19 protein-coding genes and 1 other RNA gene are annotated in these 22,772 nt (G+C 72.7%); 19 read left to right on the top strand and 1 reads right to left on the bottom strand.

What is annotated here, in order from left to right; genetic code table 11:
• Positions 1 to 28 precede the first annotated feature (28 nt).
• Complete coding sequence (locus ABT324_RS08560; protein WP_351173836.1) at positions 29 to 1,426, bottom strand: serine hydrolase domain-containing protein; 1,398 nt, start codon at positions 1,424 to 1,426, stop codon at positions 29 to 31.
• A 110-nt stretch (positions 1,427 to 1,536) separates the two neighbouring features.
• Here ABT324_RS08560 and ABT324_RS08555 point away from each other — a divergent pair, with 110 nt between their 5' ends.
• The 19 genes from ABT324_RS08555 (at position 1,537) to ABT324_RS08465 (ending at position 22,767) form a co-directional block, all read left to right on the top strand.
• Positions 1,537 to 2,616, top strand: coding sequence for a sensor histidine kinase (locus ABT324_RS08555; protein WP_351173833.1), 1,080 nt, complete (start codon positions 1,537 to 1,539; stop codon positions 2,614 to 2,616).
• A complete protein-coding gene (locus ABT324_RS08550) occupies positions 2,609 to 3,280 on the top strand; it encodes a response regulator transcription factor (RefSeq protein WP_351173830.1) in 672 nt (223 codons plus the stop codon). Before ABT324_RS08555 ends, ABT324_RS08550 begins: the two co-directional genes overlap by 8 nt.
• 126 nt (positions 3,281 to 3,406) lie before the next feature.
• On the top strand, positions 3,407 to 4,456 hold the full coding sequence (cobC, locus tag ABT324_RS08545) for an Rv2231c family histidinol phosphate aminotransferase CobC (RefSeq protein ID WP_351173827.1): 1,050 nt from the start codon (positions 3,407 to 3,409) through the stop codon (positions 4,454 to 4,456).
• 4 nt (positions 4,457 to 4,460) lie between these two features.
• Positions 4,461 to 5,318, top strand: a complete 858-nt coding sequence (locus ABT324_RS08540) for a Nif3-like dinuclear metal center hexameric protein (RefSeq protein WP_351173820.1) — start codon at positions 4,461 to 4,463, stop codon at positions 5,316 to 5,318.
• Positions 5,315 to 6,046, top strand: coding sequence for a zinc ribbon domain-containing protein (locus ABT324_RS08535; RefSeq protein ID WP_351173817.1), 732 nt, complete (start codon positions 5,315 to 5,317; stop codon positions 6,044 to 6,046). Before ABT324_RS08540 ends, ABT324_RS08535 begins: the two co-directional genes overlap by 4 nt.
• Positions 6,043 to 7,218, top strand: a complete 1,176-nt coding sequence (locus ABT324_RS08530; RefSeq protein WP_351173815.1) for a bifunctional RNase H/acid phosphatase — start codon at positions 6,043 to 6,045, stop codon at positions 7,216 to 7,218. Before ABT324_RS08535 ends, ABT324_RS08530 begins: the two co-directional genes overlap by 4 nt.
• Before the next feature lie 458 nt (positions 7,219 to 7,676).
• On the top strand, positions 7,677 to 8,870 hold the full coding sequence (locus ABT324_RS08525; protein WP_351173812.1) for an ROK family transcriptional regulator: 1,194 nt from the start codon (positions 7,677 to 7,679) through the stop codon (positions 8,868 to 8,870).
• Positions 8,871 to 8,905: 35 nt separating this feature from the next.
• Positions 8,906 to 10,246, top strand: coding sequence for an ABC transporter substrate-binding protein (locus tag ABT324_RS08520; protein ID WP_351173809.1), 1,341 nt, complete (start codon positions 8,906 to 8,908; stop codon positions 10,244 to 10,246).
• A complete protein-coding gene (locus ABT324_RS08515) occupies positions 10,246 to 11,226 on the top strand; it encodes a carbohydrate ABC transporter permease (protein ID WP_351173806.1) in 981 nt (326 codons plus the stop codon). The genes ABT324_RS08520 and ABT324_RS08515 overlap by 1 nt, the downstream gene beginning before the upstream one ends.
• Positions 11,227 to 12,108 (top strand): carbohydrate ABC transporter permease, encoded by an 882-nt coding sequence (locus ABT324_RS08510; RefSeq protein WP_351173803.1) that lies wholly within the window; start codon positions 11,227 to 11,229, stop codon positions 12,106 to 12,108. It begins immediately after the preceding gene.
• A 2-nt stretch (positions 12,109 to 12,110) separates the two neighbouring features.
• A complete protein-coding gene (locus tag ABT324_RS08505; protein ID WP_351174110.1) occupies positions 12,111 to 13,364 on the top strand; it encodes a 6-phospho-beta-glucosidase in 1,254 nt (417 codons plus the stop codon).
• Positions 13,361 to 14,332, top strand: coding sequence for an N-acetylglucosamine kinase (locus ABT324_RS08500; protein WP_351173800.1), 972 nt, complete (start codon positions 13,361 to 13,363; stop codon positions 14,330 to 14,332). Before ABT324_RS08505 ends, ABT324_RS08500 begins: the two co-directional genes overlap by 4 nt.
• 64 nt (positions 14,333 to 14,396) lie before the next feature.
• Positions 14,397 to 14,789: RNase P RNA component class A (gene rnpB, locus ABT324_RS08495), an RNA gene on the top strand.
• Between the two features lie 705 nt (positions 14,790 to 15,494).
• Positions 15,495 to 15,791 (top strand): hypothetical protein, encoded by a 297-nt coding sequence (locus ABT324_RS08490; protein WP_351173797.1) that lies wholly within the window; start codon positions 15,495 to 15,497, stop codon positions 15,789 to 15,791.
• A gap of 3 nt (positions 15,792 to 15,794) precedes the next feature.
• Positions 15,795 to 16,349: a hypothetical protein gene (locus ABT324_RS08485; protein WP_351173794.1), complete on the top strand. Its 555-nt coding sequence runs from the start codon at positions 15,795 to 15,797 to the stop codon at positions 16,347 to 16,349.
• Complete coding sequence (locus ABT324_RS08480; RefSeq protein WP_351173791.1) at positions 16,324 to 19,206, top strand: ATP-binding protein; 2,883 nt, start codon at positions 16,324 to 16,326, stop codon at positions 19,204 to 19,206. The genes ABT324_RS08485 and ABT324_RS08480 overlap by 26 nt, the downstream gene beginning before the upstream one ends.
• Positions 19,203 to 21,110 carry a hypothetical protein gene (locus ABT324_RS08475; protein WP_351173788.1) on the top strand — a complete coding sequence of 636 codons (1,908 nt, stop codon included), beginning with the start codon at positions 19,203 to 19,205 and terminating at the stop codon, positions 21,108 to 21,110. Before ABT324_RS08480 ends, ABT324_RS08475 begins: the two co-directional genes overlap by 4 nt.
• A gap of 63 nt (positions 21,111 to 21,173) precedes the next feature.
• Positions 21,174 to 21,752 carry a hypothetical protein gene (locus tag ABT324_RS08470; protein ID WP_351173785.1) on the top strand — a complete coding sequence of 193 codons (579 nt, stop codon included), beginning with the start codon at positions 21,174 to 21,176 and terminating at the stop codon, positions 21,750 to 21,752.
• A 1-nt stretch (position 21,753) separates the two neighbouring features.
• Positions 21,754 to 22,767: a C40 family peptidase gene (locus tag ABT324_RS08465; protein WP_351173782.1), complete on the top strand. Its 1,014-nt coding sequence runs from the start codon at positions 21,754 to 21,756 to the stop codon at positions 22,765 to 22,767.
• Positions 22,768 to 22,772: the final 5 nt, after the last annotated feature.

The following is a 22,772-nucleotide window of genomic DNA, read 5'->3' as shown; positions in this document are numbered from 1 at the left end:
AAGCATACGGGCACACCGCCGGGCCGACTCAGCGCCGCGCGAGCCCGACCAGCCGCGCACCGAGCACCACCACACCACCGAGGGCAGCGGTGAGCAGCAGCACGGCGAAGGTGGGGTAGAGGTAGGGCACCTGGATCAGGGCGACGTCGCGACCTCGGTAGAGCGCGCCGACCACCCGGTGGATCGACGTGCACAGCACCGCTGGGAGCACGAGCGGCACCAGGCGCACCACGGTGCTGATGCGCCCTGTTCGAGCAGCAGCCCAACGGCGCGCCCGCACCGCACCGCGTGCGGAGAGCAGCGCGACTCCGACGGCCAGACCCAGCAGCACGGCGTCGATGATGGGGAGCGCGCTGCCCGGGGGTTGGGGCGGTTGGCCCGTCACCAGGTCGATGAGCTGGTGGGCGAGCGCGGCGGCGTCCCCGTGGGCGAGCCCGGTGTTGGCCATGACCGCGATCCCGTACCCGGAGTCCGGGAGCAACGCCTGGTAGGCGGTCGAGGTGAACAGGTCGCCGCTGTGCGAGATCACGCGCTCCCCGGACCTGGTGGTGCCGACCGACCAGCCGAGCGCGTAGGACCCGGCTGACGGGGCGTGGGCCGCGGTGATCGTCGCCGGGGACGCGATCGGCGTCCCGCCGGGTCCGCGACCGGAGTTGTTCTGCGCGATCAACCAGGCCGCCATGTCGCGCGCGGAGCTGAGCACCCCGCCGGAGCCGCCGCCGAACGCGGGCGGTTCGGGCACCGCGACGGCTCTGCCCAGGACCACCACGTGGCCCGCCGCGCTCGGCGGCAGCTCGTCGGCGGTGTCGATGGCGCGGCTGTCCCGCATGCCGAGGGGCGCGAACACGTGCGCGCGCAGGTAGTCGGCGAAGGGCTGGCCGCTGGCCACCTCGACCAGCCGGGCGGCGACCTGGTAGTTCGGGTTGTGGTACTCCCAGTGCTCGCCCGGTTCGGCGACCAGCGCCGCCGAGCGCATGCTGGCCACCGCCTCCGCCAGCGAGCTCGGCTGCGGCCTGGTGAACGGGTGCACGGTCGAGTCCGACAGCCCGGAGGTCTGGTCGAGCAGCTGGCGCACGGTGATGTCCTTGGCGCGCGGGTCGGCGAGCTGGAACTCCGGGAGCTGGGCGCGCACGGGCGCGTCCAGCTCGACCCGGCCATCCTCCGCGAGCTGGAGCACCGCCAGCGCGGTGAAGGACTTGCTGACCGAGGCCACCGCCATCGGCGTCCGCTCGGTGATCGGGGCGCCCGCGGGGGTGTGGCCGTAGCCCGCGGCGTGCAGGACCTCGGTGCCGCGGGTGACGGTGACGGCTGCGCCGGGCAGCCCGGTCGCCCGGAGGTGGTCCTGGACGGTGGTGTCGATGTCGGCGGCCGAGGGTGGGGGCGGGGTCGCGAGGACGAGGGCCGCGACGAGGGTTCGGACGATCACGCACCGAGTCTTCGCCGGTCCGCCGCGCGTCCACATCGGACCAGTGGGTGATCTCCCGGGTCGGACCGTGGTCCGATGTCGGGCCGGTTCCCGCTGGATATCGTGCTGCCGTGAGTAGACTTCGGCCGACCGGGCGCGACGCCCTGGCGGCGGTTCCGCTGGTGCTGGCCGAGGGCGGAGCGCTCGGGTGGGTTTGGGCCGCCGCGCTCTGCGCGCCCCTGCTGGTCCGCCGTCGCTGGCCGGTCGCGGTCCTCGCCGGGTCGGTGGTGCTGGGTGCCGTGGCCGTCGTGGTGGGTGTCGCCGACGACGTCGCGGCGGTGGTGGTCGCGATCGCGGCCTACTCGGCGGCGTTGGCCACCCCGGCGCGCTCGGTGCTGGTCGGCGCCCTGGCCGGGGTGGGTGCTGCCGGGCTGGTGGTGGTCGTGGTGCCGGGCCTGCCGCTCGTCAAGCCTGCGGCCGGAGCGGAGTCCTTCGCCACCACGCCGCTCACCGTGTTCGCCTTCAGCACGGTGCTGATCAGCGGCTCGTGGGCGCTCGCCCGCTTGGTGCGGGTCCGGCGCGAGCAGGCCGCGCAGCTCGTCGAACTGCGGGAACGGCAGGCAGTGGCGGAGGAGCGGTTGCGCATCGCCCGGGACGTCCACGACGTCGTCGGGCACAGCCTCGGCTTGATCGCGATGAAGGCCGGGGTCGCCAACCACCTCGTGGACAGCCACCCGGAGGCGGGGCGGGAAGCGCTCGGCGCGGTCGAGCGGATCAGCCGCGAAGCGCTCGACGAGGTCCGGGCCGTCCTCGGTTCGCTGCGGGACAGGACGGAGGAGGCGGAGTTCGAGCGGCTGGTGGCCGACGTCCGGTCCACCGGTGTCGAGGTCGAACTCGACCGGGCGAACCTCGCATCGGTACCGCTGGACGTGCTGGACTCGGCGCACCGCATCGCACAGGAAGCGCTGACCAACGTGCTGCGCCACGCCAGGGCGTCCCGGTGCTCGCTGAGCCTCAGGGTGGACCGCTGCGAGCTGAGCGTGTCCGTCGTCGACGACGGCGCGGGCCGCCCCGGACCGCCAGGCCACGGTGTGCGCGGGATGCGGGAACGGGTCGCGCTGCACGGCGGGACGATCGACGTCGGACCGGAGCCCGGTGGCGGGTTCGCGGTGCGCGCCCGGCTGCCGTTCGCGGAGGCCACCAGTGGCTGAGCAGCTGCGCGTGCTCCTGGCCGACGACGAAGCGCTGCTGCGCAGCACGCTCCGCCTGCTGGTCGACGCCACCCCGGGAATGGTGGTGGTGGGTGAAGCCGACACCGGCGCCGCCGCCGTCCGGGTGGCTGCGGCGGCTGAGCCCGACCTCGTCCTGATGGACGTGCGGATGCCGGAGCTGGACGGAATCGCCGCCACCGCGCGGATCACCGCCCGGCCCCCCGCGCCGCGGGTCCTCGTCCTCACCACGTTCGACCTCGACGACTACGTGTACCGGGCGCTGCACGCCGGAGCCAGCGGGTTCCTGCTCAAGGATGTCCCGCCCGCGCAGCTGCTGGACGCGATGCGCGTGGTCGCCGCCGGGGACGCGCTGCTCGCCCCGAGCGCCACCCGGCGGCTGATCGCGGAGTACACGCGCGTGTCGGCGGCCGCGAGCGCCGCGCCGCCGCGCCGGGAACTGGGCATGATCACGCCGCGCGAGCGGGAGGTGCTGGTGCTGATCACCCGCGGGTTGTCGAACACCGAGATCGAGCAGTCCCTCCACTTGAGCCGCAGCACGGTCAAGACCCACATCGGACGCCTGATGAGCAAGCTGGCGGCGCGGGACCGGGCCCAGCTGGTGATCGCCGGTTACGAGGCGGGCCTGGCCGACCGGTGGGGCTGACGGCACCCGGGTGCCTCGGCGGTTACCGCGCTGAGCACCAGGTTCCCGCGAAGTCGACGACGCCCCGACCAGGCCGGGGGTGCTTGCCTGGATGGGCTTTGTTTCCTCCTGGTTAGACTGCCGTCGATGAGCAGCGGGCACGAGCAGGAGTTGTTGCGCCACCACGGCGATGTGGACGCCGGGAGCGGACTGCTCGACTTCGCGGTCAACGTCCGGCTGGACCGTCCGCCCGCGTGGTTGCGCCAACGCCTCGCCGCGGCGCTGGACGGCCTGGGCCGCTACCCGTCAGCCGCCGATGACCTCGCCGCACGCGCGGCTGCCGCCACCCGCCACGGCCGCGACGCGGCCGAGGTGCTGCTGCTCGCGGGCGCTGCGGAGGGCTTCGCGCTCCTGCCGTCGCTGCGCCCCCGCTTGGCCGCGCTGGTGCACCCGTCGTTCACCGAACCGGAGCTGGCGCTGCGCGGCGCCGGGGTCGAGGTCACCCGGGTACAGCTGGACCCTGTCGGGGGCTACCGGCTGGATGCCGACGCGGTGCCCGAGCAGGCGGACATGGTCGTGGTGGGCAACCCGACCAACCCGACGTCGGTGCTGCACCCGGCGTCGGAGATCAGGCGGCTGCTGCGGCCCGGGCGGGTCGTGGTCGTCGACGAGGCGTTCAGCGACACCGTGCCCGGCGAGCCGGAGTCGCTGGCCGGGTGTCGGGAACCGGGGCTGCTGGTGCTGCGCAGCCTGACCAAGATGTGGGGACTGCCCGGCCTGCGCGCGGGGTATGCGCTGGGCGCGCCGGAGTTGCTCGCCGAGCTCGGCCGCACCCGCCCGCACTGGCCGATCAACTCGCTGGTGCTGGAGGCGGTGGTCGCCTGCTGCGAGCCGTCCGCGCTGGCCGAGTCGGAGCGGGCCGCGGTCGAGTTCGAGGAGCACCGGGCCGGGCTGGTCGCCGAGCTGGGCGCGATCCCCGGGCTGGAGGTCGCGCTGCCCGCGCGGGCGCCGTTCCTGCTGCTGCGGGTGGCCGGGGGCGAGCAGGTCCGGGCGGAGCTGAGGGCGCGGGGGGTTGCCGTGCGGCGCGGCGACACGTTCCCCGGCCTCGGCGCTGACCACATCCGGGTCGCGGTGCGCGATCCGGAGCAGAACGCCTTGCTGGTCAAGGCACTTCACGATGTTCTGGGACGGGGGTGAACCGGTGGCGGTTCGGATTCGGGACGTGGTCGGGGCGTTGGAGGCGGCCTACCCGGCAGGTCTGGCGGAGGATTGGGACGCGGTCGGCCTGGCCTGCGGCGACCCGGACGCCGTGGTGCAGCGGGTGCTGTTCTGCGTCGACCCGGTCGAGGCCACTGTGGACGAAGCGGTCGACTTCGGTGCGCAGCTGCTGGTTTCGCACCACCCGCTGCTGCTGCGCGGGGTGCACGGCGTACCCGCCGACGACCCCAAGGGCCGCATCGTGCACCGGCTGATCCGCGCGGGCATCGGCCTGTACTGCGCGCACACCAACGCCGACAGCGCCGTGCGGGGCGTGTCCGACGCGCTGGCCGCAGCGATCGGCCTGACCGTGACGCGCCCGCTTGCCCCGCACGCCGAAGGTGCGAGCACCGGGCTCGGGCGCATCGGTGAACTGCCCGAGGCCGAGCCGTTCCGCGACTTCGTCACCCGCGTGGCGAACAACCTGCCCACCACGGCGTGGGGCGTGCGCGGCGCCGGTGACCCCGAGCGCCCGATCCGCACCGTGGCGGTGTGCGGCGGTGCGGGCGACTCGTACCTGGCCACCGCCGCGGCCGCCGGGGTCGACGCCTATGTGACCGCTGACCTGCGGCACCACCCAGCCGGGGAGCACATCGCCCGCGCCGACGTGCCGGGCGCCGAGGTGCCCGCGCTGGTGGACGTGGCGCACTGGGCCAGCGAGTGGCCGTGGTGCCAGCAGGCCGCGGACGTCGTGGCCGCCGCGTTGCCGGATACAGTCGAAGTCCTCGTTTCCACCCGCCGGACCGACCCGTGGACGCTCCACGCCGGTGCGGCACCAGACCCAGGGAGGGCGCTGGCGTGAAAGCCGACCCCGCCGTGCAACGACGGCTGCTCGATCTCGCGGACGCGGACGCGGAGCTCAACCGCGTCCAGCACCGTCGGCGGTCGCTGCCCGAGCTGGACCAGATCGGCGAGGCCGAGCGCGAGGTGCGGGCCAAGCGCGACGAGCTGGTGGTCGCCGAGACCGCGTTCAGCGACCTCGACCGCGAGGTCAAGCGGCTGGAGAACGAGGTCGAGCAGGTGCGCAAGCGGGAGCAGCGCGACCGCGACCTGATGGCCGCGGGCGCCTCCGCCAAGCAGCTGGAGGACCTGGAGCACGAGCTGCAGACCCTGGCGCGGCGCCAGGGCGTCCTGGAGGACGAGCAGCTCGAGGTCATGGAGCAGCGCGAAGCGCTGGAGACCAACGTGACCAAGTCCCGCGAGGCGCTGACCGAGGCCGAGGCGAAGCTGACCGAGGTGCAGGAGCGCCGCGACGAAGCCCTCTCCGGGCTCGAGTCGTCGCAGGCCAGGCTCCAGGGCGAGCGCGACCTGATCGCCAAGTCGCTCCCGGAGGACCTCCTCGCGCTCTACGAGCGCATCCGGGCCAAGGGCGGTGTCGCGGCCGGGCTGCTGCAGGGCGCCCGCTGCGGCGCGTGCCGGATCGAGCTGGACCGGACGGCGCTGAACGAGGTGCGCGAGGCGGCCGGCGACGACGTGGTCCGCTGCGAGGAGTGCGGCGCGATCCTGGTGCGCACCGGGGAGAGCCGGTGAGCTCGGCCGTCCTGGTCGAGGCCGACGGCGGCTCGCGCGGCAACCCCGGGCCCGCGGGCTGCGGGGCCGTCGTGCGCGACGCCGCGTCCGGCGCGGTGCTGGCCGAGCGCTCGGTCGGGCTGGGCACGACGACCAACAATGTCGCCGAGTACCAGGGCCTGATCGCCGGGCTGCGGGCGGCCGCCGAGCTGGGCGCTGCCGAGGTCGACGTGCGGATGGATTCCAAGCTGGTCATCGAGCAGATGGCGGGCCGTTGGAAGGTCAAGCACGCGAACCTGCAGCCGCTGGCCGCCGAGGCCCGCGACCTCGTCGCCCAGTTCGACCGGGTCGGCTTCGAGTGGGTGCCGCGAGCGCGGAACACGCACGCGGACCGGCTGGCGAACGAGGCGATGGACCAGCAGGCGGGTGGATCGAGCAACCCCGGACCGAGCGCGCGCACCGGCGCGGCTGACTCGGCATCGTCGGCCCAACCGCCCGCTCCGAGCGACTCCGCGTCGAGTGCGCGGACCCAGCCCGGTGGTTGGCTCGGCGCCAATGGCACGCCGACGAGGATGTTGCTGCTCCGGCACGGCCAGACACCGCTGTCGGTGGAGCGCCGGTACTCCGGGCGCGGCGACGTCGCGCTGACCGAGCTGGGCGAGCGGCAGGCGCGCGCGGCGGGCAAGCGGCTGGCGGCGATGGACGGCGTGGTCACCCCGGAGGGGGTCGCGCCGGTGATCGCCTCGCCGCTGACCCGGACCCGGCAGACCGCGCAGGCGGTGGTCGAGGCGACCGGTGGCGAGCTGCACTTCCACGACGGCCTGCTGGAGACCGACTTCGGCGACTGGGAGGGGCTGTCCTTCCGGGAGGCGTCCGAGCAGTTCCCGGAGCTGCATGGCGAGTGGCTCGGCAACCCGGCCGTCGTGCCCCCCGGCGGCGAGAGCCTCGACGAGGTCTACCAGCGGGTGTCGGCGGCCCGCGACGACCTGGTCACGCGCTACGCGGGCCAGACGGTCGTCGTGGTGAGCCACGTGACCCCGATCAAGGCCCTGCTCCGGCTGGCGCTGGGCGTGGGGCCGGAGATGTTCTACAGCCTGCACCTGGACCTGGCTTCGCTGTCCATCGTGGAGTTCTACCCGGACGGGCATTCCTCGGTGCGGTTGGTGAACGACATTTCCCACTGGCAGGGGTGAGGTCCGCTCCAGGCGGGGTGCCTGGAGCGGTTGGTCCTCTTCGTGAGGCCCTGGGCGCGAGCCTGGGGCCTCACTTTTTTTCGCGGGTTCGTGCTGGTTGGGGGCTCGCTGCGGGGTTTTCGGCTTGGTGCTTCGGGGTTGGTTCTTGTTCGCGGCGGTGGGTGGTTGCTTCTCGGGGTGCGGATTCACTGGGAATTGGCGTTGTGGCGGAACCTGCGGTGGGGTTCGCCAATTTCCAGTGGAATCGCGCCGCCGTCACTTTGGGATTCGGTGTGGTGGTGGGTTCGGGGTTGAGCGGGCCGACTGGTTGATGGCCCCGGGGGTGGGGCGTGGGGTTGGTACGGACCATTGACATGTGTGAGGTGGGTTACTAGCGTGCCTGAAACCGTATGGGAAGTTAACGGATAGGGGTGCTGGTGGCTCGGGAGTCGGGCGGGGCTCGGGATGGGAGCCCTCGGTTGTTGCGGGCGATCAACGATCGGGCCGCGATCGAGGCGATGCTGGCGCGCGGGGCGCTGACGCGGGCCGAGCTCGAGGCCGCCATCGGGCTCTCCAAACCCGCGACCGTGTCGCTGCTTGCCCGGCTGGAGGAGGCCGGGATGGTGCGGCGGGGCGAGCTGCGCGGCGGCAACCGCGGGCCCGCGGCGCAGATGTGGTCTGTCAACGGCGATCTCGCGCACGTCGCCGGGGTGAGCCTGGTGCCCGGTGAGGTCGACGTGGTGATCGCGGACATCACCGGTGAGGTGCGGGTCGAGCACCGCGGCGCGCTGCCGTCCGAGGGCGGTGCGCCCGAGGGGTTCGCCGCGGTGCTGGCCGAGGCCGCCGGGCGCGCCGGGCTGCGCACCGATCAGCTCGCCAAGGTCGTCGTCGGCGCCCAGGGCGGGGTCGACCCCGCGACCGGGCACCTCGGGTTCGCCCCGCACCTGCCCGGCTGGGAGGGCTTCGACGTGCCCGGCAGGCTGCGCGAGGTGCTCGGGACCGACGTCGTGGTGGACAACGACGTCAACCTCGTCGCGCTGGTGGAGATGACCACCGGCCGGGCCCGGGACGTGCGCGACTTCGTGCTGGTGTGGCTGGGGGACGGCCTCGGTTCCGCGGTGGTGATCGACCGCGTGCTGCACCGCGGGGCCACCGGCGGCGCCGGCGAGATCGACTGGATCCGGGTGCCCGACCGGGCCCACCAGGACACCGGTGTCGACCGCGGTGGCGACCGCCTGGGCCAGCTCCTCAGCTACCGCTCGATCACCAAGCTCGCCCAGGCGCACGGGATCAAGGCCCGCGACGCCGTGGCCGCGGTGCGGTCCGCGCGCAGCGGTGGCGACGCCGGGAAGGAGTTCCTGGCGGACCTGGCCCGCCGGATCGCCACCGGCGTCGCCGGGGTGGTCAGCGTCCTCGACCCCGAACTGGTGCTGCTGACCGCCGAGATCGCGCAGGTCGGCGGCCCGGAGCTGACCGACCTGGTGACCGCGGAGCTGCACCGCCTGGTGGTGCCGCGGACCCCGGTCGAACCCGCGCAGTGCACCGACGACGCGGTGCGCGCCGGGGCGTTGCACGTCGCTCTCGGGCTGGCCCGGGAGCAGGTGTTTGGGCTGCCCGTCACCGCGGTGGGGGTCCGGTCCGTCCCGCACGACGACCAAGTCGAGGGCTGCTGAGCCCGACCTGTCCCGGAAGGCAACGAGGAGGCGCGATGAGATCGAGGTCCCAGGTCAGACGTGGGCTGCTGGCCCTCTCGACCGCGGCGGCGGCACTGGTGGCCGCGTCCTGCACCGCGGGGTCCACATCGAACGGACCGCAGCCCGCGCCGGGCCCGGACGAGCAGGTCACCATCACGGTGTCCAGCCAGTTCGCCGACCGCGAGCTGGAGGTGCTCAACCGGGTGCTCGACGACTTCCACGCCCAGCACCCCAACATCACCATCAACAGCCAGGGCAACCAGGACGACGACAAGATCACCCAGGCCATCCGCGGCGGCAACCCGCCGGACGTGGCGATCTCGGCGGAGACCATCAACCTCGGCCAGTTCTGCTCCAGCGGCGCCTGGCAGGACCTCGGCCCCTACCTGCAGCGCGACCAGGTCGACATGGGCCAGATCGTCGACGTCGCCCAGGAGTACACCCAGTTCGAGGGCAAGCGCTGCGCGATGCCGCTGCTGGCCGACGTCTACGGCCTCTACTACAACGCCGACGCCTTCGCCCGCGCGGGCATCACCGAGCCGCCGAAGACCATGTCCGAGCTGACCGACATGGCCAAGCGCCTCACCGAGTTCAACCCGGACGGCTCGATCAAGGTCGCCGGGTTCCTGCCGGTGCTCGGCTCGCAGGCCAACCACCCGTGGAACTGGGCGCCGCACTTCGGCGCCGAGTGGATGGACGAGCAGGGCAAGTCGGTGCTCGGCCAGGACCCCGCCTGGCAGGAGATGTACCGCTGGCAGAAGGAGCTCGTCGACTTCTACGGCTGGGACAAGCTGGTGCAGTTCACCGCCGGGCTCGGCCAGCAGTACTCCGCGGACAACGCCTTCCAGCGCGGCAAGGTCGCGATGATGATCGACGGCGAGTACCGCACCGGCTTCATCGAGGACCACGCCCCCGAGCTGCGCTACGGCACCGCGCCGTTCCCGGTCGCCGACAGCAGGCCCGAGCTCCACGGGACCGGGTTCGTCACCGGCACCATCATCGGCATCCCGCGCGGGGCGGAGAACGCCGGCGCGGCCTGGGAGCTGGTCCGCCACCTGACCACGAACACCGACGCGCTGGTCGAGCTGGCCAACGGGCTGAAGAACGTGCCGACCACCAAGGAAGCCCTGCACGACCCGCGGGTGGAGCGCAGCGAGCAGTACCAGACCTTCCTCGACCTGTTCGACAACCCGCAGCTGGTGCCCAGCCCGCCGAGCCCGAACGGCAGCGCCTACATGAAGTCCGCCGAGGACTTCTCGGTGAAGTGGCAGAGCGGCCAGGTCGGCGACCTCGCCGCCGGGCTGCGCGAGCTGGACGCCCAGATCGATGCCGCCAAGGCGCTGGGCGGCAACTGATGACCGCGACGCTGGAGAGGACGGAGTCGGGGCGCGCCGCCCCGGCTCCACCCCGCAAGGCGCGCCGCAGGCGACTGCAGGTGCTGGCCTTCATGTCGCCGTGGATCATCGGGTTCAGCCTGTTCTTCGCCTACCCGCTGCTGGCCACCGGCTACTTCTCGCTCACCAGCTACGACCTGCTCACCCCGCCGGACTGGGTCGGCCTGCGCAACTACGCCTACCTGCTGTTCGGCGACCCGGTGGTGCGCATCGCGGCGGCGAACACGCTGTGGCTGGTGCTGGTCCTGACCACGCTGCGGGTGGTGTTCGCCCTCGGCGTGGCCGCGGTGATCGCCCGGCTGCGCCGCGGGGTGGGGCTGGTCCGCACGCTGTGCTACCTGCCCGCCCTGGCGCCGCCGGTCGCGGCCACGCTGGCCTTCACCTTCCTGTTCAACCCCGGCACCGGGCCGGTGAACGGGCTGCTGGGTCTGCTGGGCATCGACGGCCCGCTGTGGTTCAACGACCCGGCGTGGGCCAAGCCGGCGCTGACCCTGCTGACGCTGTGGGGCTGCGGCGAGCTGATGATCATCATGCTGGCCGCGCTGCTGGACGTGCCACAGGAGCTGCACGAGGCGGCCGCCCTGGACGGTGCCGGTCCGGTCAGCCGCTTCTGGCACGTCACGCTCCCGTCGATCGCGCCGGTGCTGCTGTTCGGCGTGGTCAACTCGATCATCTTCTCGCTGCAGTACTTCACCCAGGCCGTGGTGGCCGGGGCGGTGGCCTCCGGGCAGGCCGAGGTGGTGGGCAGCAGCAAGGTCCTGGGCTTCCCGGACAACGCGACGCTGACCTTCCCGGCCTGGCTCTACCAGCAGGGGTTCCACTACTACAACATGGGCTACGCCGCGGCCATGGCCGTGGTGATGTTCGTGGTCTCGCTCGGCTTCACCGCCCTGCTGATCCGCCGGATGCGCGGCGGCACCAACGCTGAGGAGGTGGGCTGAGTGGCCGACGTGGCTGTGCTGAGGACCGGCGCGCGCAACGCCGACCTCGTGCGGAACCGGCGGAACAAGCGCCTGCACTGGATCGCGGTGCACAGCCTCGGGCTCGCGCTCGGGGTGATGTTCCTGCTGCCGCTGGTGTTCGTGCTCCTCACCGCGGTGATGTCCGACGAGCAGGCGCTGACCGCGAACCTGTGGCCGCAGGAGTGGCACTGGGAGAACTTCGCCGAGGTCTTCACCAAGGCGCCGATGCTGCGCTTCCTGCTCAACAGCCTGCTGTACTCGACGCTGGCCACCGCGTTCATGCTGATCTCCAGCATCCCGGTGGCCTACGCGCTGGCCAAGCTGCGCTGGCGCGGCCGCGGCGTGTCGTTCGTGCTGGTGATCGCGGCCATGATGCTGCCGCCGCAGGTCACCGCGGTGCCGCTGTACATCCTGTGGACCCGCTTCGAGCTGACCGGCACGCTGTGGCCGCTGATCATCCCGCACCTGTTCGGCGACGCCTTCAGCATCTTCCTGCTGCGGCAGTTCTTCCTCACCATCCCTCGGTCCTACGTGGACGCGGCGAAGGTGGACGGCTGCTCGGAGTTCACCGCGATGCTGCGGATCGTGGTGCCGATGGCCCGGCCGGGCATCGCCGCCGCGGCGATGTTCTGCTTCCTCTACACCTGGAACGACTTCTTCGGCCCGCTGCTCTACGCCGGGGAGAACCAGCAGTCCTGGACGCTGTCCATCGGGCTGGCCTCGTTCCGCGGCATGCACAGCGTGGAGTGGAACCTGACGATGGCGGCAACGGTCCTGGTCATGCTGCCGGTCATCGTGCTCTTCCTGCTCGCGCAGCGCGCTTTCGTCCGCGGCATCACCTTCACCGGAGTCAAGGGGTGACCATGAAACTGACCGTGGTGGGCGGGGGTTCCACCTACACGCCCGAGCTGATCGACGGCCTGGCCCGGCGCCGGGAACCGGCGGTAGAGGAGATCGTGCTGGTCGACCCGGACGCGGAGCGGCTGGAGGTGGTGGCCGGGTTCTGCCGCCGCCTGCTGCGCGAGGCCGGGCACCCGGCGCGGCTGACCACCACCGCCGACGTGGTCGAGGCGGCCACCGGGGCGGCGGCGGTCCTGCTGCAGCTGCGCGTCGGCGGCCAGCAGGCCCGGTACGGCGACGAGACGTTCCCGCTGGACTGCGGCTGCGTCGGCCAGGAGACCACCGGCGCGGGCGGCCTGGCCAAGGCGCTGCGCACGGTGCCGGTGGTGCTCGACATCGCCGAACGCGTGCGCACCGCCGCACCGGACGCGTGGATCGTCAACTTCACCAACCCGGTCGGCATCGTCACCCGCGCGCTGCTCTCCGAAGGGCACCGCGCGGTGGGGCTGTGCAACGTCGCGATCACCTTCAGCCGCTGGATCGCGGACCTGCTCGACGTCGCGCCGGACGAGGTCCACCTGGAGCACACCGGGCTGAACCACCTCACCTGGGTGCGCGGGGTGCGGGTCGGCGGGCGGGACGTCCTGCCGGACCTGCTCGGTGAGCACGCAGAAGCGATGTCCGAGCACATCGGACTCCCGGCGGAGCTCTTCCGGCGGCTGGGCGCGGTTCCCTCGTACTACCTGAAGTACTTCTACGCCCACGACGAGGTCGTCGCCAAGCAGCGCACCGAACCGCCGCGGGCGAGCGTGGTCGCCGACGTGGAGCGGGACCTGCTCAAGCGCTACGCCGACCCGGCGCTGACCACCAAGCCGGAGGAGTTGTCCAAGCGCGGCGGCGCGTACTACTCGGAGGCGGCGGTGCAGCTCGTGCACGCGCTGACCTCCGGTGGGCCGGAGGAGCACATCGTCAACGTGCGCAACGGTGGCGCGCTACCGTTCCTGCCCGACGACATGGTGGTCGAGACGAACTCCACTGTGGACGCCGATGGTGCCCGGCCGCTGCCGGTGCGCCCGGTGGAGCCCGCGCTGGCCGGGCTGATCGGCCACGTCGCCGGGTACGAGCAGCTGGCGCTGGACGCGGCGCTGCGCGGCGGCCGGGACCGCGTCGCCGACGCGCTGCTCGCCCACCCGCTGGTCGGCCAGCACGCGATCGCCGACCAGCTCGCCGACGAGCTCGTGCGGCGCAACGCCGACCACCTGCCGTGGGCCCGATGAAGCCCGCGGTGCTGGCCATCGACGGCGGCAACAGCAAGACCGACGTCCTGCTCGTCGCTGACGACGGCACGGTGCTGGCCTCCGTGCGCGGCCCCGGGGCCTCCCCGCAGCACGTCGGCGTCCAACGCAGCATGGACGCCCTCGCCGCGCTCGCCACCGAGGCCACCGCCCAGGCCGGGCTGCCCGCCGGGCCCCCGTTCGCGCGGCACACCGCGGCCTGCCTGGCCGGGGCGGACCTGCCGCGCGAGGAGGCGGAGCTGCACCGGGCGATCGCCGAACGCGACTGGTCGGAGACCCTGGCGGTGGACAACGACACCTTCGCGCTGCTGCGCGCCGGGACCGACGACGGCGTCGGGGTGGCGGTGGTGTGCGGGGCGGGCATCAACAGCGTCGGCGTCGCCGCCGACGGCCGCACCTCCCGGTTCCCGGCGATCGGCCGGATCTCCGGGGACTGGGGCGGTGGGGCCTTCCTCGGCCAGGAAGCCCTGTGGTGGGCGGTGCGGGCCGAGGACGGCCGCGGCGCACCCACCGAACTGCTGCCCGCCGTCGTGGCCCACTTCGGGACGCGCAGCGCCGCCGAGGTGGTCGAGGCGCTGCACTTCGGCGAGCTCGACCACGCGGTGCTGCACGAGCTGTGCCCGCTGCTGTTCGAGGTTGCCGAAGCCGGGGACGCCATCGCCACCGAGCTCGTCGACCGCCAGGCCGAGGAGATCGGGCTGATGGCCTCGGTGACCCTGCGCCGCCTGGACCTGCTCGACGCGCCGACCGTCGTGCTCGGCGGCGGCGTGCTGGCTGGAGCCGGTCGACGGCTGGTGCCCGACATCCGGCGCCGGTGCGCGAAGGTAGCCCCCGAGGTGCAGGTCCGCCTGGTCGAAGCACCCCCGGTGATCGGCGCCGGGCTCCTCGGCCTGGACCACGTCGGCGCGACCCGGGCCGCGCGTGAGCGCCTGGCCGGGGCAGCGCTGTGACCAGGTGCGTGCCGGGGGCCGACCCCGGCACGCACCCCCGGCGTTCTAGACTGGGAGGTGCGGATGAGTCGGCTGGGTGACCGCGGCGGGAGCGATCCCGTCGAGGAAAGTCCGGACTCCACAGGGCAGGGTGGTTGCTAACGGCAACCCGGGGCGACCCGCGGGACAGTGCCACAGAGAGCAGACCGCCCGGCGGACACCGCCGGGTAAGGGTGAAACGGTGGTGTAAGAGACCACCAGCACCCCGGGTGACCGGGGTGGCTAGGTAAACCCCACCCGGAGCAAGGCCAAGAGGACGCCCGACCAGGCGTCTGCGCGGACGATCGAGGGCGGCCCGCCCGAGTCCGCGGGTAGGCCGCACGAGCCCGTCGGCGACGGCGGGTCGAGATGGATGGTCACCGAAGGGACGGCCGCGAGGCCACCAGAACAGAATCCGGCTTACAGGCCGACTCATCCGCTTCCTCTGTTCTCGTGGCTGGGTTGCTGGGCGGTGCGGGTGGCGGACCCCCAGCACCCGCCCGGACCGCGGGTGCCCTGTTCCAGGTGCGGCCACCGGTCCGGCGCCCTGCCCCGCCCCTCCTCCTCCACCCGGGCTGCTGCCGACTGCTCGGAGTGGGTGGTGTGCCCGGGTTCCGGGTTTGGTGGTGGGGGCGTTCTGGGGTCGGGTCCCCGCAGGTGGATCGTCCACTGTGCACTTCAGGGTTCATCCGCGCGGTGGCCCTGCCCGTTGGTTGCTGTGCACGGGCCGCTACGCTGAGGTATCGCGTCTAGATCACCTCAGCCCGATCCCGCTCCGCGAGTTCACATTCGCGTGATCCGGTCGGGTGCATCATGACGCGATGTGCGGAAATCCACTGGATGACCGAGCCGTGCACGGTGCGTTACGAAGGGGTTCGCAAGCGGGTGAACAGCCACGAGATTCCAGGCCGGAACCGACCTGGTGAGCGCGTTTTTCCCGGTGGTGCGCCGAAAGCGGCAACCCCGAACGGCCTATTCGCGGCGTGACGGCAACCGGTCGGCAGTGCCATGCCCCGCCACACCGGAATCCGCAACCACTACTTCTGGTGACCATGTCATGTTCTACTCGTACCTGCGTGCCGGATCACCCCCGGCGCGCTGAGGTACCGGCCCGACGACACTCCGCGCACTCAGGGGTAAAGAGATGATCGCCACGTCGCTGGACACACTGGCGCAACTGGACGTACTGGCCCAGCAACCGGGACAGGTGGGCACGAGCGGCATCCAGGGCTGGATCCTCGACAACCTGGTCCCGCTGCTGCTGCTGGTCGTCGCGATCCTGCTGCTGTGGCTGGGTGGTGGCAAGGGCGACAACGCTGGCGTGATGCGGCGCGTCGGCGGTGTCATCGTCGCCCTGACGATCATCGGCCTGGCCGTCAGCACCAACGCGGGGGTGGACATCGGCACCTTCATCGCCGGCCTGTTCAGCACTGGGGGCTGACCAGTGCGAATACGCACCGACGACGAGATCTACCGGGTGGACGCCGTCTGGCTCGGCCCGCCGCGGGCGACCTTCCCGTGGCGGGCGCGCTACGTCGCCTGGGGCGTGGGCCTGGTGGTGTTCCTGATCGTGCTCGCGGTCGAGCGCCGGATGAACATCGGCTTCGGCTTCCTCTCCACCGGCTGGGCAGTGGTCATCACCATCGCGCTCACCCGGATCATCTGCGCGAAGATCGGCCACGAACGGCCGCTGGGCGCGGTGATGGCGATGTGGCTGCGCGAGCTCACCGCCCCCCGGGCGAGGACCTCCGGCACGGGCGGGGCGGCCAGCGCGGCCCGGATCAGGGTGCGCTCCCAGCGCCCCCGCCCCAAGCCGAAGGCCGCCAACCGGAAGAAGACCCCCAAGCAGCAGACCCCCAAGCAGCAGGCTCACCGCGGCCACCCCCAGCGGCAGCAGCGGCCCGCCCGGTCCGGGGGACCGGCGGCCCGCAGCACGGTTCCCAGCAGGCGCGCGCGTAGCAAGGAGGTTCGCGGTGTTCGGTCGCCGGCGAGGCCGTGAGCGCAACACGCACCAGGTCCCTGGCCCCCGCGGTTCGCACGGCAAGGTCCGCAGCCCCAAGGGCAAACCCGCCAAGCGCGGTCGGACCCCGGGTGACGAGCAGTCGATCCCGACCTACACCCCGTCCATCGCGGCGCGGTCCATCGACGGCCACCTGCTGCGCACCGGGCAGGACGTGTTCGCCTGGTACCGGCTCTCCCCGCAGCGCTGGTCGTTCCGCTCGGACTCCCAGCGCCAGGACCTGATCGCCGCGATCGCCGGTCAGTACGCCGAGCTGCAGGGCCGCTGGCTGCACCTGCGCGTCACCAACCGGCCCTACCCGATCCGGATGTGGGCCGAGGCGCACGTGCACAACGCGCGCCACCCCCTCCCGGACACCCCCGGCGCGCTGACCTTCGACGACTACATGGTCGGCGAGCAGCAGCAGCTGATGGGCCGCTCGATGGCCGAGAAGGAGGTCTACCTGGGGGTCCAGGTGCAGACCCGCAACGTGGTGGACCGCGCCGTCGAGCGCGCCGCGCCGCTGCTGCGCAAGGTCTTCCCGGAGGCGGTGGACGCCGAGCTGATCGCCCTGGACAGCGAGATCGAGCACCTCGACCAGGTCATCGGCTCCGCCGGGCTGGACGGTCGCCCGGTCACCGCCGAGGAGGTCTCCTGGCTGATGCACCGCTCGTGCTCGCTGGGCCTGCCCGCGCCGCGCAACCTGCCCGCCGTCCCCGGCGCCCCGTGGGAACCCGAGGACCTCGCGTCGTTCACCGACGCCTCCGACATGCACCAGGACCCGTACGCGCCGACCGTCACGGTCCGCGGCCGCACCGGGTCCAACGCGGGCATCGTCCGGCACCTCGCGGTGCTCACCGTCGGGCAGACCCACGGCCTGCAGATCCCCGAGATCGACGACCCGTGGATGCAGCACTCCGACCGGATGCCCGCGCCGGTGGAGTGGTCCGCGCGGATCTACGTGCGCCGCCCCGAGGACGTCGGCGGCGAACTGCAGCGCCAGATGAACAAGGTGCGCTCGCAGGTCCGGCACTACACCGAGGAGCACGGCCTGGAGCCGCCGACCTCGCTGGCCCGGCAGGCCAACCGGGTGCTGGAGGTCGACGACGAGATGACCTCCGGGTTCACCGCGCTGGCCACCCGGGTCAAGTCCTGGTGGCGGCTCGCGGTGTCCGGCCCCACCGAGCGCGACGCGCTGCGGTTGGCCCAGCAGATCCTCGACCTGTACAAGCCGAAGATCGCCATCGAGCACCCCGAGGCCCAGTACGCGCTGGCCCGCGAGTTCATCCCCGGCGAACCACTGGCCAACAGCGCCTACCTGCGGCGCGGTTCGGTGGTGTGGGCGGCTTCGGCGGTCCCGCAGGCCACCGCGGAGGTCGGCGACCGGCGCGGCATCCTGCTCGGCGAGACCTGCACCGCCACCCGGCGCCCGGTCGCCTGGGACCCGTGGATGGCCCAGGAGGTCCGCGACGCCTCCGGCCTGACGGCCATCGTCGCCGGTCTGGGCGGCGGCAAGTCGTTCCTCGGTGGCGGGACCGTCTACAAGACGTTGCGGGCTGGGGCGAACTGGACGCTGCTGGACCCCTCGGGCCCACTGGCCGCGCTGTGCGAGCTGCCGGAGCTGCGGCCCTACGCCCGGCCGATCAACCTGCTCAACGCCCAACCCGGCATCCTCAACCCGTACCGGGTGGTCGCCGAACCGGAGCTGGAGCACTTCGTCGACGAGGACGACCCGGAGCGCAGCTGGCGCCGGGAGCGCGCGCTGGCCGCCGCGACCCGCCGCCGCCTGGTGCTCGACGTGCTGACCGGCCTGCTGCCCTACGAGGTGGCGCGCCTGCCGCAGACCCGGATCGTGCTGCTGCGCGCGGTCCGCGCGGTCGGCGGACGGCCAGACGCGCACCCGGGCATGGTCTTCGAGGCGCTGCGCCGCGACGCCAGCGAGCACCACGAGCACGCCGTCGTGGTCGCCGACTTCCTGGACGAGATCCGGGAGCGGATGTCGCTGCTCATCCCGGAGGTCAACGCCGACCCGTACTCCGAGCGCCGCGAGGACCGGCTCACCGTGCTGACCATGGCCGGGCTGGCGCTGCCCAAGGACGGCGTCGGCCGGGAGCACTGGACCGACGCCGAGGCCCTCGGCGTGGAGATGCTCAACCTGGCCGCCTGGCTGACCCAGCGGTCGATCTACGAGCGGCCCAAGAACGAGCGCAAGGGCGTGTGGATCGACGAGGCATTCTTCCTCTCCGAGGTGCCGACCGGCCGGGTGCTGATGAACCGGTTCGCCCGCGACTCCCGGAAGTGGAACGTCCGGGTCCTGCTGTCCAGCCAGATCCCGGCCGACTTCCTGCGCATCCAGGGCTTCGTGTCGCTGCTGGACTCGGTTTTCATCGGGCGGCTGGACGACGAGAACGCCCAGGCCGACGCGCTGCGCCTGCTCAAGGTGCCGGTCGGCGCCGGGTACGAGCAGGTGGTGGCCGCCCTCGGCCGCCGACCCGGCCCGGCGCGCAACAGCACGGAACGCGACCGCTCGCCCCGGCAGTTCATCTTCGGCGACGGCGCCGGCGGGGTGGAGAAGATCCGCATCGACTTCTCCGGCCCCCACCTGGAGCACCTGCGCAACGCGCTGGACACCACCCCCGCCGTGGACGAGGACGTGGAACCGCGCGCGCTGCAACCGGCCGACGGCGCCAACTCCGACTCGGCCACGCACGCGCTGCCGCCCACCGCGGACTACCCGGAAGACCTCGACGAGACCTTCGACGAGTTCGAGCTCGAAAGCGTCGGCATCGGCTACGGCGATGACGGCAGCGACCGCTCGACCCCCGTGGGCGAGCGGGGAGGGGAAGATGCCCGGTGACCGGCGCCCTGCTGGCGGTCGCGCTGGCCGCGGTGATCGGTGCGGTGCTGCTGAGGCGGCGCCGCGAGGGGCGTGAGCGCGCCAAGCGGCGGGCGTTCACGCTGGTCGCGGGACTGCTGGCGCTCCAGGCGCTGATCGGCGCCCCGGCCTTCGGCCAGCCCTTCGACTGCAAGGAACCCCCGAACCCGGAACGCCCCGGCTCCGGCATGGTCGGCGCGCTGGACCCGGGTTCGCTCGGCACCGGGTACCCGGGCAGCGCCTACAACGAGGTCGGCTACGCGGGCCTGGTCTGGCACACCTACGACCTCGGCTGCGGTCCGCAGGGCGTGACCAACCCGAACGCCACGGTCGACACGTGGGTCGGCAACGAGCTGTTCAACATCGCGAAGAACCTCGTCGGCGCCACCAACGGCCTGCACTACGCGCTGCTGAACGGGAACCTGCTCGAGCCGTTGGACGACCTGGTGTCGACCGGCACCGTCGCGCTCTACGACAGCGTGTTCACCCCGTGGTTCGGCCTGGTCGCGCTGGTGCTGGCCATCGTGCTCTTCCGCTACATCTGGACCGGTGACCTCGCGGCCATCGGCAAGCGCGGGATGTGGGCGCTGGCCGGGCTCTGGTTCGCCTCCGCGACCTACCTGACCCCGCTGGTGTACACGCACGCGCTGGACGACGTGCTGATCACCGGCACCTCGGCGGTGCAGGCCGGGTTCCTGCAGGAGGTGGGTGTCGACGAGCGGCACGCGCTGCCGACCCTGCTGCACGACCAGGTCATCTACCGCAACTGGCTGCAGGGCGAGTTCGGCTCGGCCAACTCGCCGCAGGCCGAGGAGATGGGGCGTGACCTGCTGCGTGCCCAGTCCTGGACCCGCCAGGAGGTCAACGACGGCGTCGACGCCGGTTCGGCGGAGCCGAAGAAGCAGGCGTTCCAGGACGTCGCGGGTCGGCTCAGCGGCACGAGCGCCTACGGCTACTTCCAGGGCGTGGACGGCAGCCGGGTCGGCGCCGGGGTGCTGGCCACCGTGCAGGCCTTCGCCTACGCCTCGTTCCAACTGCTGGCCAAGGCCACCATCCTGCTCGCGCAGGTCCTGCTGCGGGTGCTGATCCTGGCCGGGCCGCTGATCGGCCTGGTCGCGCTGGTCTACCACCAGGTCCTGCGCACCATCGGCCGCGTCGCCGGGGCCGCGGTGCTCAACGTGGTGATGGTCGCGGCCATGGCTGGCCTGCACACCCTGATCCTGACCTGGATCTTCGACCCGCTGCGCGGCTTCAGCCCGCTGGTCCAGATCCTGCTCGCCGCGCTGGTCACCGCGGTGTTCCTGATGGTGGCCAAGCCCGTCCGGCGGATCGGGCAGATGGTCGAGCTGTCGGTGGGCACCGTCGGCCGGGCGGTGCCGCGGGCGCCGCAGGGCATCTTCTCGCGGTTCCGGCGCGGGCGGCCGCAGGACGACGAGGAAGGCAACTTCTGGGACCGCGCCCGGAACATGGACCCGGACGCGGAGCGCACCGAGGCGCCGCGGGAGCGGTGGCGCAGCCGCCCGGAGGCCCAGCACGCCTCGGTCGCGGCCACCGCGCAGCGGCTCGACCGCGAGGCGCCCGCGTCGGTGGCGGCGGGGGCCAGCACCGCGCTGCCCAGCGGGGCGCCGCGCCGCCCGGGCGGCATGCCCGCGCTGCCGGAGGCCCGCGCCACCAGCCGCGTCGTCGACACCAACCCGGTCGCGGACGCCAAGTGGGACGGCGTCGACGAGGACCCGGTGCTGATCCCGTCCCGCACGGCCGGGTCCCCGACTCCGGGCCCGGCGGAACCCACGAGCCCGCGCCGCGCCGACATGGAGGTCGTCGCGGGCCGCCCGGTCTACGTGATCTACCGCCCCTCCCGAGGCTTGGAGGTGGCCGATGGCTGAGGCGATGATCATTGCGATGCCGGGTGCGCGGCGCTCGGCGGACAGCCGGAAGGGGGTGGCCTGATGCCGATCCGGACGCACCGCGGACGAGCCGCGGTGTACCGCAGGTTGTGGGGCTGGCCGCTGCGCTCGCCCAAGCACCTGGCCGCGGCGGTGGTCGCGCTCGCCGTGGTGGCCACGTTGATCGGTTTCGCGCTGCCCGAACCGCCGCCGAGCGACAACCTCGCCGAACCGGCTGCGACGACCCAGCCCCCGGCGCACTCCGCGGTGGTGCCGCGGCCGACGAAGGCCCCACCGACGATCTCGGTGCCCGCCGACCCGCCCCCGCAGACCGCCCCGGACCCGGCCGGGGTGGCGGTCGTCGAGGAGTGGGGCAAGGCGTGGGTGGACCACCCGGTGGGTGCCGACCGCGCGCAGTGGTTGGCGAAGCTGGAGCCGCTGACCACCGACGAGTTCATCACCGAGATGGCCTCGGTGGACCCCGCCAACGCGGGCAACGTGATCACCGGTGCTGCCACCGCGATCAGCTCGACCGGGGGCGCGATGGTGGTGCGCCTGCCCACCGACATCGGCGTGCTCCAGGTGACCGTGACCAAGACCGACGCCGGTTGGCGAGTGGCCCAGTACGACAAGGAAGGTTGACATGCGCAAGCTCGTGGTCGCATTCGTCGTGCTCGCGGGTTTCGCAGGTCTGGTGGGCATCGGCGCGGTGACCGTGCTGCTGTCCGGCGGCGGAGGTCGCGCGGGCTGGTCCAGCTGCAGCTCGGACCTCGGGCCGTGGGGGGACGGGCAGGAGCGCGGTGAGCGCGACGCCACCACGTTGTCCGCGGAGTCGGTCGACATCGCCCAGCGCATCATCGAGGTCGGCCAGCAGCGCGGACTCCCGCCGCGCGCCTGGCAGATCGCGATCCAGGCGGGCAAGACCGAGTCGAACCTGACCAACGTCAACTACGGCGACCGCGACTCGCTGGGCATCTTCCAGATGCGCCCGTCCATGGGCTGGGGCAGCGCGCAGCAGGTCACCGACGTGGACTACGCGATCAACAAGTTCTACGACGTGCTCCTCGCGGTGCCCGGCTGGGAGGAGATGCGGCCCGGCACCGCCGCGCAGAAGGTGGAGCGCTCGGCGTTCCCGCTGCGCTACCACAGGTGGGAGGCGATGGCCGCGCACCTGGTCAGCACTGAGGGCAACGTCGCCGGCTTCAGCGGGTGCGAGGACCTGCCGAGCGCGGGCGTGCTGGCCGGGCAGGCGCTGCAGTACGCGCACGCGCAGCTGGGCAAGCCCTACGTGTGGGGCGCCGCCGGGCCGAACAGCTTCGACTGCTCGGGGCTGACCCAGCAGGCCTGGAAGGCCGCCGGGGTGGAGATCCCGAAGTACTCGCAGACGCAGTACTTCCAAGGTGGCGTGCACGTGCCGCTGAACCAGGCGCAGCCCGGCGACCTGGTCTTCTGGGGCAAGGGCCGGGACCCGAGGGGCATCCACCACGTGGCGCTGTACCTCGGTGACGAGCAGGTCCTGCACGCGCCGCAGCCCGGCGAGTCCGTCGAGGTGGAGAAGCTGTGGGACGGCGGCGAGCTGCTGCCGATGGTGGTCCGCCCGGCCGCCGACACGCCCCCGGAGGAGGCTGCTGCTCCTGCCGTGGACGGCCAGCGTTAGGTAAG

This window comes from Saccharopolyspora sp. NPDC000359 (assembly GCF_040300525.1).
GTDB lineage: Bacteria > Actinomycetota > Actinomycetes > Mycobacteriales > Pseudonocardiaceae > Saccharopolyspora.
Note: the sequence above shows the minus strand (reverse complement) of the source record. Positions and strands in the feature narration are given on the sequence as shown.